This is a genomic window from Paenibacillus sp. J22R3 (genome assembly GCF_056269305.1).
The window spans coordinates 92,931-107,197 of sequence record NZ_JBWDNS010000010.1; the positions used below are offsets into that span (position 1 = coordinate 92,931).

The 14,267-nt window shown below is 52.1% G+C and carries 14 protein-coding genes; 7 read left to right on the forward strand and 7 right to left on the reverse strand.

All coding sequences use genetic code 11. The features are described 5' to 3' along the window. Nucleotides 1-59 precede the first annotated feature (59 nt). Nucleotides 60-1,661 (reverse strand): hypothetical protein, encoded by a 1,602-nt coding sequence (locus tag AC0YN4_RS29205; RefSeq protein WP_475784273.1) that lies wholly within the window; start codon nucleotides 1,659-1,661, stop codon nucleotides 60-62. Between the two features lie 369 nt (nucleotides 1,662-2,030). Here AC0YN4_RS29205 and AC0YN4_RS29210 point away from each other — a divergent pair, with 369 nt between their 5' ends. From AC0YN4_RS29210 to AC0YN4_RS29230, 5 genes are all read left to right on the forward strand, one after another. Further along, nucleotides 2,031-3,134 (forward strand): LacI family DNA-binding transcriptional regulator, encoded by a 1,104-nt coding sequence (locus AC0YN4_RS29210; RefSeq protein ID WP_475784272.1) that lies wholly within the window; start codon nucleotides 2,031-2,033, stop codon nucleotides 3,132-3,134. 76 nt (nucleotides 3,135-3,210) lie between these two features. Beyond that, nucleotides 3,211-3,534, forward strand: coding sequence for an STAS domain-containing protein (locus AC0YN4_RS29215; protein WP_091225376.1), 324 nt, complete (start codon nucleotides 3,211-3,213; stop codon nucleotides 3,532-3,534). A 33-nt stretch (nucleotides 3,535-3,567) separates the two neighbouring features. Next, the gene (rsbW, locus tag AC0YN4_RS29220) at nucleotides 3,568-4,047 is read left to right on the forward strand and encodes an anti-sigma B factor RsbW (RefSeq protein ID WP_090985166.1); all 480 of its coding nucleotides are present in this window, start codon (nucleotides 3,568-3,570) and stop codon (nucleotides 4,045-4,047) included. Between the two features lie 41 nt (nucleotides 4,048-4,088). After that, on the forward strand, nucleotides 4,089-4,826 hold the full coding sequence (locus AC0YN4_RS29225) for a sigma-70 family RNA polymerase sigma factor (RefSeq protein ID WP_475837434.1): 738 nt from the start codon (nucleotides 4,089-4,091) through the stop codon (nucleotides 4,824-4,826). A gap of 150 nt (nucleotides 4,827-4,976) precedes the next feature. Continuing rightward, the gene (locus tag AC0YN4_RS29230; RefSeq protein ID WP_475784270.1) at nucleotides 4,977-6,194 is read left to right on the forward strand and encodes a magnesium transporter CorA family protein; all 1,218 of its coding nucleotides are present in this window, start codon (nucleotides 4,977-4,979) and stop codon (nucleotides 6,192-6,194) included. A 1,277-nt stretch (nucleotides 6,195-7,471) separates the two neighbouring features. Here AC0YN4_RS29230 and AC0YN4_RS29235 read toward each other — a convergent pair. Further along, nucleotides 7,472-8,662, reverse strand: coding sequence for a PP2C family protein-serine/threonine phosphatase (locus tag AC0YN4_RS29235; RefSeq protein ID WP_475784269.1), 1,191 nt, complete (start codon nucleotides 8,660-8,662; stop codon nucleotides 7,472-7,474). 155 nt (nucleotides 8,663-8,817) lie between these two features. On the opposite strand from AC0YN4_RS29235, the gene AC0YN4_RS29240 reads away from it, so the two are divergent. Next, nucleotides 8,818-9,600 carry a lipase family protein gene (locus AC0YN4_RS29240; RefSeq protein WP_475784268.1) on the forward strand — a complete coding sequence of 261 codons (783 nt, stop codon included), beginning with the start codon at nucleotides 8,818-8,820 and terminating at the stop codon, nucleotides 9,598-9,600. Between the two features lie 50 nt (nucleotides 9,601-9,650). Here the strand turns inward: AC0YN4_RS29240 and AC0YN4_RS29245 are convergent, their stop codons facing one another. The 5 genes from AC0YN4_RS29245 to AC0YN4_RS29265 all read right to left on the reverse strand — a co-directional run bounded on the left by AC0YN4_RS29245 (nucleotide 9,651) and on the right by AC0YN4_RS29265 (nucleotide 12,869). After that, complete coding sequence (locus AC0YN4_RS29245; RefSeq protein ID WP_475784267.1) at nucleotides 9,651-10,004, reverse strand: MmcQ/YjbR family DNA-binding protein; 354 nt, start codon at nucleotides 10,002-10,004, stop codon at nucleotides 9,651-9,653. A gap of 18 nt (nucleotides 10,005-10,022) precedes the next feature. Next, nucleotides 10,023-10,487 (reverse strand): MEKHLA domain-containing protein, encoded by a 465-nt coding sequence (locus tag AC0YN4_RS29250; RefSeq protein ID WP_475784266.1) that lies wholly within the window; start codon nucleotides 10,485-10,487, stop codon nucleotides 10,023-10,025. Nucleotides 10,488-10,576: 89 nt separating this feature from the next. Then, nucleotides 10,577-10,789: a hypothetical protein gene (locus tag AC0YN4_RS29255; RefSeq protein WP_475784265.1), complete on the reverse strand. Its 213-nt coding sequence runs from the start codon at nucleotides 10,787-10,789 to the stop codon at nucleotides 10,577-10,579. A 108-nt stretch (nucleotides 10,790-10,897) separates the two neighbouring features. Beyond that, nucleotides 10,898-11,074, reverse strand: a complete 177-nt coding sequence (locus AC0YN4_RS29260; protein ID WP_475784264.1) for a hypothetical protein — start codon at nucleotides 11,072-11,074, stop codon at nucleotides 10,898-10,900. A gap of 166 nt (nucleotides 11,075-11,240) precedes the next feature. Then, nucleotides 11,241-12,869 carry a glycoside hydrolase family 26 protein gene (locus AC0YN4_RS29265; protein ID WP_475837435.1) on the reverse strand — a complete coding sequence of 543 codons (1,629 nt, stop codon included), beginning with the start codon at nucleotides 12,867-12,869 and terminating at the stop codon, nucleotides 11,241-11,243. 247 nt (nucleotides 12,870-13,116) lie between these two features. Here AC0YN4_RS29265 and AC0YN4_RS29270 point away from each other — a divergent pair, with 247 nt between their 5' ends. Further along, nucleotides 13,117-14,100, forward strand: coding sequence for a M15 family metallopeptidase (locus tag AC0YN4_RS29270; protein ID WP_475837436.1), 984 nt, complete (start codon nucleotides 13,117-13,119; stop codon nucleotides 14,098-14,100). The last annotated feature ends 167 nt before the right edge of the window (nucleotides 14,101-14,267 follow it).

Sequence of the window (14,267 nt, forward strand, 5' to 3'; positions counted from 1 at the left end):
TCCCCCGCCCATCCTCATCCCAGGTTTATTGCAGCCATTCGGCTGCGACTACGACTAGACTACCAATGAACCTTGCTGCTGCGCTGAGCTGCGTATGGAATTCCTTGAACGAGCGGCGCTGCCTGCTGATTCATCCATTCACGCTTAAACAGCGGATAAATGTGACCCGAAGGCGTAACGGAGATGACGGTGTCGCCGCGCCAACGAACGTTGTAGTCCTGTCCGGAAACACGCTCGACCTTCTCTACAGTGGTTATGGGGTAGAGAAGCTGTACCAGCTGACCCGATTCCAACCCCTCAAGGCGGATATAACCGTCCTCCGGAAGCTGAACGCTTATGACAGCATCGTCGATCGATACGGTAATATCTTCAAAATTAACCCAATCCGGTACGCGTACACGTAAACTTGGCGCATCGTGGATGATGAGCTCGAGCTTGCCCTCATACGGCTGATAGCTGATAACCTCAACCCAATCGCTGCTTCGGCTAAGCGACATATGGACGGAAACGATATCCGCGTGCTTCGTTACGATATCATCCCAAACCAGATAGCAAGCTCGAATGCCTGCTCCGAGGCAGCAGCCTTCCACGCTCTCCCGGCAATTGTCCAGCGACCCCGGCTTCGACCAGGAGGCCCAGCTTCCATAGAGCGCCCGCTCGAATTGCGGTTTCTGTGCTTGATCGACGTTCGGCAGCATCGGATCGGTATGTACGATTTGGTTCTCCAGCAATTGATTGCGGGCGAACCGCTCTAAGATCGCATAATAATTCGAATCGATATGACGGGCGATTAGCAGTCCCAAATGAATGGCATCCGTAATCGAACACGATTCGCATGAAGCGTCGTCCGGACCGACCCCATCCGGTATCCAGCCCCACGTGCTGGAATAACGCAGTGTCCAATCGAAGACCGTTTTCATTTTCCGGACCGTTGCGGTGTCATTCGTCTTCAGTGCACGGCGCATGAGCGCAACGGCCGCTGTAAGGATTCCGCCGGAATGTGTATGTCCCTGATAATGTCCCTCCGCATCGAACGTTCCGCTGACATTCAGCACGAAACGACCCATCCGATCAAGCAAGTCCTCGCAATCCGGGGCATCGACACTTTCGGTGTACCGAGCTAATGCCAGCATGATTCCGCCGAGCGGGAAGGTGGGGTAGCCGTTGAAGTCACCGAATACGGCATGCTCCATCGTGTTCCAGCCTTCGGCATTGCGGAACCAGTAGCTGTAGTCCTCTTCATGCTGCAGCTTGCTTCTTATGGCGACTGCGAGCTTCTCGATGATCTCCTTGCCCGCTTCCGAAGGCGAATCCAGGTACAAATCGACGTAGGCCAGGAGCATTCTCCCTGCCATGAAGGGATTCAGAAACGGGTCGCAGGTGTCCAGCATCGCCCGCAGTGCTTGTTCTTCTTCTACATAGTCAGTAGCACCGGTAATCGGACGGCCGAGTAAATACGCATCGGTGAATCGGGAGCACATATCGCCTAAATCCCAGATATGGTGCTCAAGCTTCGGCTCGGGCTGCAAGCGAAGCAGAAAATACGGCCGCATGTTCTGTTCGGGATCCAATCGGTTCGCAATCGCACTGAAGCCGCGCTCGATCGCTTCCTGCAAATAATACGTCTTCGGTCTGCTTGCCATGTGAGCTTCGTTTACCATCGTTCCTTCCCCCTGTTTGTTCGCATAGATTCTATAGGCATGAATCGAATAGCTAATCAACGTGAATGGAGACAAGACGAAATAAATAGAGCGCTTACATTTTGAGCTTAGAAAAAAGTTGTGTCGAAGCCTGATGATGTACTTGAAGATGAGGATTGCTGTGAGAAAAACTTCGAAATGGTGGGTATTGCTGAAGTGGTGTACAAGGAGGCAGTTCATAATTATATATCAAATATACAACTTATAAACTTGACTTGGTGGCTGTTTACCTGCATCATACTCCCATATTACAGCCTCTGTAAAGAAAAAAATTGGAAACTCGCAAAGAAAGTTGTATATTCATTATATCAGGAGAGAGAGTGTGATTAGATGACTGTACCAACGAAACGAGTTCCTCTTTACAACCAAATACGCACGTATATTACCGACCAAATCGTACAAGGCCAGCTGCTCCCCGGAGATCGACTGCCATCGGAAAACGAGCTTGCGGAGCATTTTGGCGTCAGCCGCATTACCGTCAAAGGCGCCTTATCCTCCCTCGTGAAAGAGGGCACCGTTTACCGCATTCAAGGCAAAGGTTCCTTCATTGCGGATCAAGCCCAGGGTGAGCCTCTTCGTTATCAAACACCGGATATTCGTAAGCTGAAGCTGATCTCCTTGCTGATACCCAGCCTGAAAACCGCCTATATGGTGAATTTGGTCAAAGGTGTGGAAAACGCCGCTTCGAGTCAAGGCTATCGCGTTATTGTCTCGCTGACTCATGAGTCGGTAGAAACAGAATGTCAGCTGCTTGCCGAAGCTGAGGAAATGGGCGTAGCCGGTGTCATCGTCTACCCTGTCGAAGGGGAGAGCTATAACGAGGATATTCTGCGGATGACCTTGCGCGGCTACCCTATTGTGGTTATTGACCGCTATCTCAAAGGGCTTGAAACCAACTGCGTATGCACGGATCATTTCAGCGGCGCCTATGCTGCCACTTCTCATCTAATTGAGGCGGGGCATTATCGGGTAGCCTTCCTTACCGCTCCATACACGGGAACGACGAGCATGGAGGACCGGCTCGAAGGCTATCGGCAAGCCTTGGCTGACCACGCCCTATTAAGCGATCCAAGACTTGTCTTTACCCGGACGGAGCCGGAACAAATAGAGCTCTACTTGCAGCAAAATCCGGATGTCACCGCTGTATTTGCGCTAAATTCCTCACTCGGCCTGAAAGTATTTGCGGCAGCGGAGCGACTGCAGCTCTCCATTCCCGATCAATTGTCTGTTATTTTCTTCGATGACTATGAATACTCGACCCGGTGGACGCTGCGTCCGACCTGTATCCTTCAGCAGGAGGAAGAGATCGGTGCCCAAGCCGGCCGACTCATGCTCTCGCTTGTCACCAATCCTGCTCAGGAGCGCAAGAAGATTGTGCTGTCTCCGCGTCTTGTTATCGGGGGCACAACGGCTGCACCTTCCTTCCGGGCATAGTCCGTTATGTTTCAACTCCCTGTGGAAGGGGTATACAACTCGTAATAAGAAATTTAAGATACAGGAGCGTCGAGCTATGAAACAAACCGATAAACTATTTTTGCGTACGGAGAATCAGGAAGGCAAATGTATCGTTTATGTCGGAGGCGAGCTGGATTTGGAGTCCGCCGTTCATATGCGTGCAGTGATGACCCCACTGATTGAACTAACTGATCGAGAGCTGACCCTTAATTTGCGCGAGCTCCGTTATGTGGATAGTACCGGCATCGGCATTCTCGTGTCCGTGCTGAAAGCCAGACATGCCAAGCAAGCCCCATTTTCCGTGGAAGCTGTCCCGCCTCATATTCGCAAGCTGTTTGATATGACGGGCATCACACCATTTTTACTCAAACAAGCCTAATACGTAATTGCAGCAGAAAGGGACGAGTGCATAATGAACATACAAGTCGAAGAAGTAATCACCTTGCAGGTGCCGGCTTCGGCGGAATATATTGATCTGGTTCGATTGACTCTCTATGGATTAGCTGTCAAAATCGGCTTCTCCTTCGAGGAAATCGAGGATATGAAAGTGGCGGTGTCTGAGGCGTGCAACAACGCGGTTCTGTACGCTTACGGCGATTTGAGCTCCGGGCAGGCCGCTCCCGTTCCACAGCCTGCGCCGCGAATTGAGGTGCGCTTTATTAAGAAGAACGATGCCCTCTCCATTGTTGTCAAAGATGATGGACGCAGCTTTGACGCAACAGCCGCAGCCGCACGTGCGAAGCCGGTAAACGGACAATCGATTGATGAACTCCAGGCAGGCGGACTTGGCCTGTACTTGATGCAAGCGCTGATGGATGATGTGGAAGTGAACAGTGAAACGGGAACGGAAGTGGTTCTTACCAAGCGCCTTGTCAAAAGCGGTGAATTGTGATGAGCGCGCCGCAGCCGATTAAGCAGCCCACGCCCACAAGCATGGAACTTATAATGGCTTATCAAAGCGATCCGTCCAACGAAATCGCTGAACAGCTCATCACCCATTACGAGTCGATGGTTCGAATGGCCGCCGGTAAAATTTCGCGTAACCGCCCGGATTTGTACGAGGATTTAATGCAAGTGGGCCAGATTGCGCTGCTTCGTTTATTCGGCCAATTCGACAGTTCGCTCGGCGTGCAGTTTGAGCCTTACGCCATGAAGAGTATCATCGGGCATATGAAAAATTATCTCCGCGACAAGTCGTGGTACGTTCAGGTCCCTCGCCGGATTAAGGAGAAAGGAATCGCCGTTCAGCAAGCAATCGATGAGCTGACCGTGAAGCTTGAACGTTCTCCGAGGATCGAAGAAATCGCCGAGGTCATGTCGCTGTCCGTGGAAGAAACGACTGAAATTCTGGCAGGTCGCGAGCTCTATCATTACGTCTCGCTGGACACGCCGATTTCGGATGATGACAATACGTCATCGCTTGGTGATTTGCTCGGATCGGATTCCAATGATTTTGACAACATCGATCGGCGACTCGATCTCCAGGCTGCACTATCGAAGCTGAAGCCTGAAGAGCAGAAAGTGCTGCTGCTGGCCTATCAGGATGGGCTTCCCCAGCGACAGATCGCGGATCAGCTTGGTATTTCACAAATGAGTATTTCCCGAATACAGCGGCGTGCGATTGATAAACTAAAGCAGCTGCTGCATGAGCATCATGAGCAGGAAGAGTAGAAGCACGCTGTAGGCCGAGTATCATGGCCGCGGCGTGCTTTTGTGTTTTTGGATAAAATTGTCGGCGGCGCTGTTGTGCTTCACGCGGGGTTCGCGTTATGATGGTAACATGTATAGCTATACGCACGGACAAGCAGGAGGCTCTAAACTATGATGCATCGGATGCTGCAATTTCCGCAAGCGTGGGAATGGCTCATGCTTCACGAACAGCGGCCGGCGGGAACGTCCGGTCTTAGTCGCAGCAGCAAAGCAGCAGCCGATGATACCATTTCGGAGGCGCCTGCTACTGCTGCTGAACTGGCGGCAGAGCTGGCCCACGCGAAACAAGCCGTTGTGCAAGCCCACCCGGAGCTTGCCGGCTGGATTAATGATGTTGGAGTCGTTGCTCACAATCAAATTATCGTGTCCGAACTTCCGGGCGGTGACGCTATTCTGCATGGGACCTTGCTGTTCCAGGTGTCTGAGGATGAGAGCGACATCCTCCCTTTGCATTTTCGAATGACCGATCGTAAGCTGGTCACTTATATGTCGGATATGCGATTATCCGTGAGGCTGCAGCTGGATCCTTGGCAGGATAAGCTGAACCGCTGTCAGAGTGCGCCGGAAGGTTTCTTCGTGCTTCTTGGCGCCGTGCTGGAGACATTCCATGACGGTCTCGACCGATTCGAGACGCGACTTGGGGATCTGGAGCAGAAGATGCGCAAGTCGAACCGTACCGGCCTGATGAATGTGATCTTCGAGCGGCGCTATGAGCTGCTGCACTGGAGCCACTTGTTCATTCCGATCAAGGAAATTCAAGGCGCGGCCAGAGAAGCCTTCATGCATACGCTGCTGGAGCAGGAAGAGTTCAAACGGATGGAGCTGAAGCTCGACCGTATTCAAGGTCTGCTCAGCCATTATGCGATGGAGATCGACACGCTGCTCATGATGGACGATGCCATCTCGAACTTCCGCGGCAACGATATCATGAAGACGTTGACGATCTTCACCGCCCTGTTCATGCCGGCTACGGTCATTGGCGCCGTCTGGGGCATGAACTTCAAGGACATCCCTTGGGCCAGCGAGCGCTGGGGATTCATCACCGTCAGCCTCGTGATCGTCGTCACCACCATCCTCATCTATTGGTGGTTGTGGAGTAAGGGTTGGACAGGCGATCTGCTGAACGGCCGTCACAAAGGCGACCGCGTCGGCAGCTCAGGCGGCGCGGACCTCGCGCTAGCCGGCGGCGACGATGCGCCGCTGCCGCGGCGCAGCCGAGGCGGCAGCCGCGCAGGCGCAGCGGATCCTGGCGCGTCGCGCTCGGCGGATGCCGGCAGCCGCAGCGGCGTCGAGCACGACGCGCCGCTGCCGTCGCGGTCGAGCCGGTAGCGCTGAGGCGAGCGGATGGAAGCTGAGAGTTCGATTTTTGAACTCTCAGCTCTTTTTTTGTACGGTTCCGCCGCTGAGAGTTCCATTTTGGATTTCTCAGGCTTCGGCGCAGGCAGTTTGGGGGAGTTTCTAGGGGTTGAGAGTTCCATATACCAACTCTCAGCTTCTTTTTTGTGCGGTTTCGCCGCTGAGAGTTCCATTTTGGATCTCTCAGGCCTTGGCGCGGGCAGTTTAGTTGGAGTCCTGAGCATTGTAAGCCGCATATCCGCTTACAATGCTTTTTACGGGTGCTCTCCACTACTGTTAGCGGATATGCCTCTTAAGGTGGTCGAACTCATGCGAGAAAAGCCAGCTAGTTGAGATATTGAGCACTATTAGCGGCATATCCGCTTATTTTGCATTTTTCGGGTGGTTTCCACCACTGTTAGCGGATATGCCTCTTAAGGCAAAGGAAATCATGCGAGAATAGCTAGTCTGTCGAGACTGGCGTTGGCGGTGATGGTAGTGCTGGTGGTCGCGCTGGTGCTAGTGCTGGTGCTGGTGCTCATGCTCGTGCTCGTGCTCGTGCTTGATGCCGGTGCTTGGTGCTGGTGCTGTGATCGTGCTTGATGCTGGTGCTGTGATCGTGCTTGATGCTCGTTCTGATACTGATGATCGTGCTTGATGCTCGTGCTCGTTCTGATGCTGATGATCGTGCTGGTGGTAGTGAGTGTAGGTGTGTTGCTTTGGTGCGAATTTGGATGCAGTTGCAGGTGTGAGCGCGTATAGAGAGTGCAGGTGTGGATGGTTTCGCTCCTGTCCCGGTTCCGGGGTTTCATCCCGTCCGCTTAGGACAAACAAAAGAGCCCCCAACTCCTTGGAGGCCACTGAAGAACTTAAGTTTTCAGCGATCTTAGCGATTCGGTTTTTTGTGACATTGCTCTCTCCCAATGTAATGAGGTGCGAGGGATCACCTGTCACGCGGCTCGAAGATGACGTGTAAGGAGTACAACACATTCGCTACTTTCTAGTCTCTAATGACGTATGACGTGTACTTCGTACAATTCATACGTTTTTTTCTAGTGAATATAGCTGGTTATCCGTATTTCAAATGCATTTTTTTCATGTTAAGTACCTTATTTCTCGGAAGGCTTCGGTTTGTCGTGTAGTTTGTACAACTCAAGGAGGAAGCCGATTAAAACTTCTAGATAAACCCCTGGCTCTGGCAAGTAAATTGAAAGTCTACGCCTTTCAGCAATAGGACTTTGTGAGTGGCCTCAACTCCTTGGGGGCTCTCTCTACTTCAAATCCACAACGACCAAGCAGCGGTCGTCGGATTGCAGCTCCTCCGTTAGCTCGCGCGAGAAGAGCGCTTCTTCTAGTGCCTGCAGCGGAGCATGTGTGCCGTAAGGCTGCAGCAGCTCGGTGAGGCTGGCCTCGCGGTCTTCCGCGTAGTCGCTGCCGACGAGGTCGTAGATGCCGTCGGTCAGCAGCACGATGCGGTCGCCGGGTCCGATGGCGAGCGTGTGCTTCTCGATTGGCATTTCGCTGAACATGCCGATGGCGACGCCGCCTTGGGCGAAACGTTCGATGCTGCCGTCGCTTCGAATGAGCATGCCCGGCGGATGGCCGGCATTCACGTATTCTAGCGTGCCTGCGCCTAAATCGACGACCATATACAGCCCGGTGAAATAGTACTGGATCAACTGATCCGCAAATTGCAGCTGCAGCGATCGCCGGTTCAGCTCCTTGATGACCCGTTTGGCCCCGGACAACTTCGTCATCGCTTCCTTGAGCACCGATGCGATAAACATGCACGCCAGCGAGGACGATATGCCATGACCCATGGCATCAATCACAGCTACACCGTAGCGATTCTCATCGATTCGATGCCACGCGTACAAATCGCCGGACAGCTCCTCAGACGGGCGGAATATCGCATCGATCGCAATACGCTCGTCATCCACCGGCTGCGGGAGTGCCGCCAGCTGAACCTCTCGCGCCAGCTGCAGCTCCTCCCTCATCCGCCGATCTCGCTCCTTATGCCAATCCTTCTGCTCCTTCAGCCGGAGCGCCACGCGAATACGAGCAAGCAGCTCGATCCGATTAATCGGCTTCGTCACATAATCGATCGCTCCGGCATCCAGCGATTCGGCCAGCTTCTTCGAGTCGCCGATCGCCGTCACCATGATGATCGGAATATCCCTCAAACGCGGCGACTCCTGAATCATCGCACAAGCTGTAATCCCATCCACGCCGGGCATCATCATATCGAGCAGGATCAAATCGATGTCATGATCGTCATCGCCCGGCGCTTCCTCCGGCTCAAGCCCCTGTTTGTTTAAACCGACTAAACTAAACAATTCGCTGCCAGAGGCAGCCTGCAAAACATTCGTATACCCCGCACGCTTCAAAATCTCTCTGACAACCGTAATATTCATCGGATTGTCGTCCACCACTGCAATTCGCATCTTCAATTTCCTAGGCATTTCTGATCTCCTTATCATTGTCCTTCACCGGCACGACGTGATGTACTTCGTTACCCCCGCAGATCATGCTTTGAATCTGGAACATGTAGGACAGCAGCCTAAAGCACATTGGCCCATAACCTCATACACTGGTAGCAAGGAGAGTGGGTGCAGAAATGAACAATGGCAGTACGATGGACATTCGAACGGCCATCTTTTTGGCTGCAGTATGTGGGCAAACTTATGTGCAATACAATAATGGCGGGTACTTTCTTGTGCCTGATACCTACCGGCTGGTCGGATCGTTTAACGCCGCTTCCTACACCGGAAAAGAAGAGCCCTTCGGTTTCGTCATCGAGTCAGACCGAGCGGTCGTATTGGCTTTCCGCGGCACAAGCTCCCCTACAGACTGGGTCATGGATATGATCGCCCAGCAAATTCCGTTCAAGCCCGTCAAGAATGGCGGCAATACGCATAAGGGCTTTACCGAGGTCTATATGTCGGCTCGGGATCAAATCTTCCGCTTGCTCGATCAAGTACCGAAGTCAAAGCCGCTATTCATAACCGGACATAGTCTTGGCGGAGCACTGGCGACACTCGCCTCGCTTGACATCGCGACCAACCGCATGCCTGCCGCCCTCATCACCTATACGTACGGATCGCCGCGCACGGGAGATCCCGCCTTCGTTCGCGCCTATAATGCAGCCGTACCCGTCACCTTCCGCGTGCAAAATGAATACGACGTCGTGCCTCACCTGCCGCCGCTCGTATATCAATCCCCGAATACCGACAAAACGTACTATTATTTGCACGTGAAGGAAGAGGTCAAACGAAACTTCCGCATGGGCTCCGTCGGAGGGAATCATGTGATCAGCAGCTATTTTGCCGATTTGGCACGGGAAGCACCTACATTTACAATGGCGATTTGTTCAGGACCTCCCGGCTGGTGTCCTCAATAATGAGGACATCAGCCGGGCCGATCCCTATTATGTATGCATCGGCGATCCATCTAGCCCTTCAAACCAGCCAGCTCCGCAATACGGCTTCGCTCCGCCTTCGTCATCCCTTTAAGCACAAGCTCGTAAGAGTGTTTAATCATATCCTGCAGCTCGTCTTGCGGAATCGATCCATCGAGCGCGATGGAGTTCCAGTGTTTCTTGTTCAAATGATAGCCGGGCGTGATCGCCTCGTATTGCTGCCGCAGATTCTCCGCGATAATGGGATCACATTTCAAGGACATGCTGCTTTCCGTGAGGATCGCGAACATTTTGCCGCCTGCCTTCATCACCAATGGATCCGGCCCAAACGGATAATCCTTCTGCGCCCCCGGCATGGACAAGCAATAGGTAAGTAACGCTTCCATCCGCTTATCTTCCCCTCTTCACACCAAAGTATAGTTCGCAAAAGCCGCCGCTTGTCCATAATACTCGCCGGCTTCATCGTACAAATTCCATACGATCGCCTGCTCGATTCGAAAACGTCGGCCGCTGCTGGAAATTCGGATGCCGCTGTAATCGTCAATATACCCTTGCCCCGCGACGGCTTCCAGAAATCGCTGCCGTTCCTCTTGGATCATTGGCTCCGCCGTATGCTTCGATTCGATTCGCGTAAAAGCATCCCATTCCATTTCCCACAACGCCAATGCAGCGCGGTTACCGTAATTGAGTACCGGGTCTTGCTGCGTACCATGTGAAAGTACCACGAGATCCGCATGGAATAAAGCCTCAGCTGCCGACTCCTGTTCTGCCCGCGGAATCAACGGCTTGCCCAGCAGCCGGTTGTAGCTGTTCAAAATTATGGCGGCATGGCGCTCTCCCGCGCCGATGCCTGTCAGTTGCTGCAGCATGACATGTTCTCCCTCCAACTTCATCTTCGACTCCAACTAATTTAAAAAAACTGAAGGTGAAATTCACCCTCAGTTCTTCGGTTCCGCTGCTATACGCCCATTTTCTTGCGCTGATTGTTTACTTTTTTGTGGTTTTGGCTTTTCATCGTTTGTTGGTTGCCGCCTGGACCATGCTTTTGCTTATTGTTCAAATTCGCCTGTTCTTGTTTCTTCTGTGCCAGCTTCTGTTTCATCGCTTCAGCAAGGGAAATTTTCTTCGGCTCTTGCTCTTGCGTTTCCGGCGTCGTTTGGTTTTCTTCCATTTCAGATCACCTCGTCTGTTTGTACTAGTTGTATTGTAGCTTTTTTTTCGCTCGCTTTCCAGTGCACGAGGCAGCAATTTTCACATCTTTGCCATTATATCCCGCATTCTACTCCCGCAGCGCATCCTTCAGCCTGGTGGACATGTTATCCGCACTTCCCGCACGCAGCATTCCGCGAAGCCTTGCTACCTCTTGCTGCAGACGGAGCTTGTCCCCGCGCAGCTGCTCAATCTCGGCTTGTGCCGCTGTAAGCTGCTCTTGCAATGAAGAAATCGGCTCGTTCATCGCCGGCTTCCCCCTCTCTCTATTCACATCATTTCTCCCTATTGTAACGCTGACCTGCCTCAATGTACAAAAAAGCTCCGACATCGCAGCAACCGGAGCTCTCCATGGAGAACGTCAAGTGCTGTACCTATCGGAGCTTTGCATGTTAATTTCTCTGCTTCGCTTCTTATTTCACCGCAATCGCAACCTTCTGCGTCGTCACGAGAACATTCTTGCTGTCGAACGCTTTGACCACCACTTCAATCTTCTTCCCTTTATACGGTGCAAAATCGATCTGTGCCGTCCAAGGCAGCGCAGTTACCGTGGCTACCGTCTTGCCGCCGATCTCATAGGTCACTTTGCTTAGTGTCGGTGACCATGTTTTCACATAGGCCGAAACCTTCTGCGTCGATGCCGGTACCGGCGAAGCGGTATTAATCGGCTTGTAAGCCACCGGTGATTCATCGCCAAGCCCGCTCAGATAGAATGGATTCGCAACAGACTGCTTGTAGCCCTCCAGAAGCTTCTGATTGGCCGAAAGCATATAATATTTTATCCGAGCGGAAGCATCATGGTTGCTGTCGAACCAGAATACCGCTTTTACCTTCGGGTACAGCATCGGCAGAGAAGCGTAAAACTCTTTCATTTTGTACACGGCCCAGTCCGTCTTATCTTGTTTCTTCTCCGGGTACATGTACGCTACGCCGCCTTCGGAAATATAAACCGGTTTACGCGACGCATACTGCTTGTAGATATAATCGAATTTCTCCAAATGGCTCGAACGGTCTTCCCCTTGCTTCAGCGGGTCAAGAGTAGGGTTAAAGATCGTATACAGACTGACCCCTACCCAATCCACTGCATCATCACCAGGGTAGTAGTCGTTAATGTTATACTCCGGCGAGCGGTCAGGCGCCCAAACCATGGCCACATTATCCGGCGCTTCCTCGTGGAAGACCTTCGCAACAATACGGAATTTATCGATGTAATTCTTCGGATTCGTTTCATGCCAAGGTACCCAGTCCCCATTCATTTCGTTCGCGAAACGCAGGAACACCTTGACGCCGGATGCCGCAATATCACGTGCCAGCTGGCGCAAATACGCATCATCTTGTACTACGCCAAGCCCATCAAGCGGTTGGATGCCAAGCTGCAAGGCGACTCCGGCCTCACGGGCGTGATCGATATGGCTCTTAATACTTGAAAGCGGCTTCCCATATGTAAAATAAATCAAATAAGCTGCGTGATCCTTACCCGTAAGCGCCGGGAACCCCTCGGTGTAGAAAGGTTTGGCCGTCTTGGCATTGTGAACCGCCGGATCAAGTTCAGCGTAAGCACCGATATAGGCGCCATTCTTCGGTTCGAATATCGCTCCGTGCGTGTTCGATGAACCGAGTGCGGAAGCTGTAGTCTCCACAAACAGTCGTGCCGAGCTGCGAAGCTGATCGGCCTTGCGTTTCGCGGCAATGCTCATTTGCGTCATATTCGCTTTGCCGGTATACAACGCTTCCTTATCCCAGTTCGTTACGGCATCGTCATATTTCTTCAGCTTGGCGTAATCGTCGCCGATGCGGCGGTACATGCCGGCTGCATTACCGTACTCTTGCTTCTTTAGAAACTCAGGCGCAATTTGTTTGTATTTTACAATTGCATCCGCATATTTACCCTGCTGATCGAGCTTCTGTGCTTGTTTGAATATTCCCCATACATCCATCGCCTGGACCTCGTAGGTATGGAATGTCGTGAAAGCAACGATAATCGTAATTAATGCCACCATCATCTTACGGCCAAACGAGAAGTAATGCTTGTGAGTCACCATGATTCCTCCGTGTGCTAGTAGTAGAAGTTACAGCGACATTTTACAGCATTTGGGATGGAATGGGAAGATAAAAGTTTTACAAATTGTGACAACAGACGCCTTTATGCAACATGTTATGACATCTATTCGTTAAATCTAGTATAGGCTGCAAGACATGCTTGGAAGCAGTGACCAGTTGTAAATGAGATTCTAGCGTCTATAATTATCTTTATTATGGTTTGCGCTTTATTCATAGGAGGAACCGCAATTGAACAAGAATACCCGTATGTCCTATCTCATCCTCGGCGCAGCGCTTAGTGCCGTTATTCTAACGACCCAAACTTCATGCACCAACAACTTATTCGGCAAAACAAATTCGGGCAGCAATGAACAAAGCACCGGCAACTCGGGAGCTGCAGGTCATGATGCGCCGACAAGTCCAATAAAGACGAGTACCGGTACGAATGGTGATTCGGGAACCGGCAAGTCCGATCCCAAGGACGGTACATCCGGCTCCGCAGGCACAGGTGCTGGCACAGGCACGTCTGATCCCGGAAAATCGAACGCCGATACATCCGCCAATGCCCAGACGGGCAGCAATCAATCTACATTAACCGCGTTTCTGCACGAGAATTCTCCGTCTCGCACCATTAAGAAGAAGGACGGTGTCGCTTATGTAACCAATACGGACAGCCAGCTTGTCCTCGTCAATAAGACGCGTGAGCTCGAATCGACTTACGTGCCGAAGGATCTCGTGAAAGCACAGGTAGGCTTCTCCTTCTCCGGCGACAATCCGAAGCAGCAGCTGCGCAAGATTGCGGCGACGGCGCTGGAGAAGCTGTTTGCCGGTGCCAAAGAAGACGGCATTGAGCTGAAAGCCGTATCCGGCTATCGCTCGTATGCTTCTCAACGTTCCATCTTCAACAACTACGCCAAGAAGAACGGCGAGGAAGAAGCCAATACGTTCAGTGCACATCCGGGACAAAGCGAGCATCAAACCGGACTTGCGATGGATGTGTCGAGCGCCAGCGTCAAATACGATCTGGATAAGAGCTTCGGTGAAACGAAAGAAGGCAAATGGCTGAAAGAGCACGCAGCGGACTATGGATTCATCATTCGCTACGAGATTGGCAAAGAACACGAAACGGGCTACATGTATGAGCCGTGGCATATCCGTTACGTCGGCGTTTCCATTGCAAAGGAAATCAAGAAGAAGGGCGAAACGCTGGAAGCTTATATGGCGCAGTACTAATAGGAAGCTGTCACAAAAGTGTACCACTGACTTTTGTGGCAGCTTTTGTTTTGCTCGTGGCCCCCTTGTCGAAAGCAAGCCCTGCTAATTAGGCGGGGCGGATGAAAAAAAGGTGACTCAGAATCAAGCCTCTGAGCCACCTTTTTATTACGTATAAATATTGTCGC

Bases quoted from the DNA above. Each gene is read 5' to 3' on its own strand.
- AC0YN4_RS29230 (WP_475784270.1), top strand. From the start codon at position 4,977: ATGATGCATCGGATGCTGCAATTTCCGCAAGCGTGGGAATGGCTCATG.
- AC0YN4_RS29210 (WP_475784272.1), top strand. From the start codon at position 2,031: ATGACTGTACCAACGAAACGAGTTCCTCTTTACAACCAAATACGCACG.
- AC0YN4_RS29215 (WP_091225376.1), top strand. From the start codon at position 3,211: ATGAAACAAACCGATAAACTATTTTTGCGTACGGAGAATCAGGAAGGC.
- AC0YN4_RS29235 (WP_475784269.1), bottom strand. From the start codon at position 8,662: ATGCCTAGGAAATTGAAGATGCGAATTGCAGTGGTGGACGACAATCCG.
- AC0YN4_RS29255 (WP_475784265.1), bottom strand. From the start codon at position 10,789: ATGGAAGAAAACCAAACGACGCCGGAAACGCAAGAGCAAGAGCCGAAG.
- AC0YN4_RS29265 (WP_475837435.1), bottom strand. From the start codon at position 12,869: ATGGTGACTCACAAGCATTACTTCTCGTTTGGCCGTAAGATGATGGTG.
- AC0YN4_RS29240 (WP_475784268.1), top strand. From the start codon at position 8,818: ATGAACAATGGCAGTACGATGGACATTCGAACGGCCATCTTTTTGGCT.
- AC0YN4_RS29205 (WP_475784273.1), bottom strand. From the start codon at position 1,661: ATGGTAAACGAAGCTCACATGGCAAGCAGACCGAAGACGTATTATTTG.
- rsbW (WP_090985166.1), top strand. From the start codon at position 3,568: ATGAACATACAAGTCGAAGAAGTAATCACCTTGCAGGTGCCGGCTTCG.
- AC0YN4_RS29225 (WP_475837434.1), top strand. From the start codon at position 4,089: ATGGAACTTATAATGGCTTATCAAAGCGATCCGTCCAACGAAATCGCT.
- AC0YN4_RS29245 (WP_475784267.1), bottom strand. From the start codon at position 10,004: ATGGAAGCGTTACTTACCTATTGCTTGTCCATGCCGGGGGCGCAGAAG.
- AC0YN4_RS29250 (WP_475784266.1), bottom strand. From the start codon at position 10,487: ATGCTGCAGCAACTGACAGGCATCGGCGCGGGAGAGCGCCATGCCGCC.
- AC0YN4_RS29260 (WP_475784264.1), bottom strand. From the start codon at position 11,074: ATGAACGAGCCGATTTCTTCATTGCAAGAGCAGCTTACAGCGGCACAA.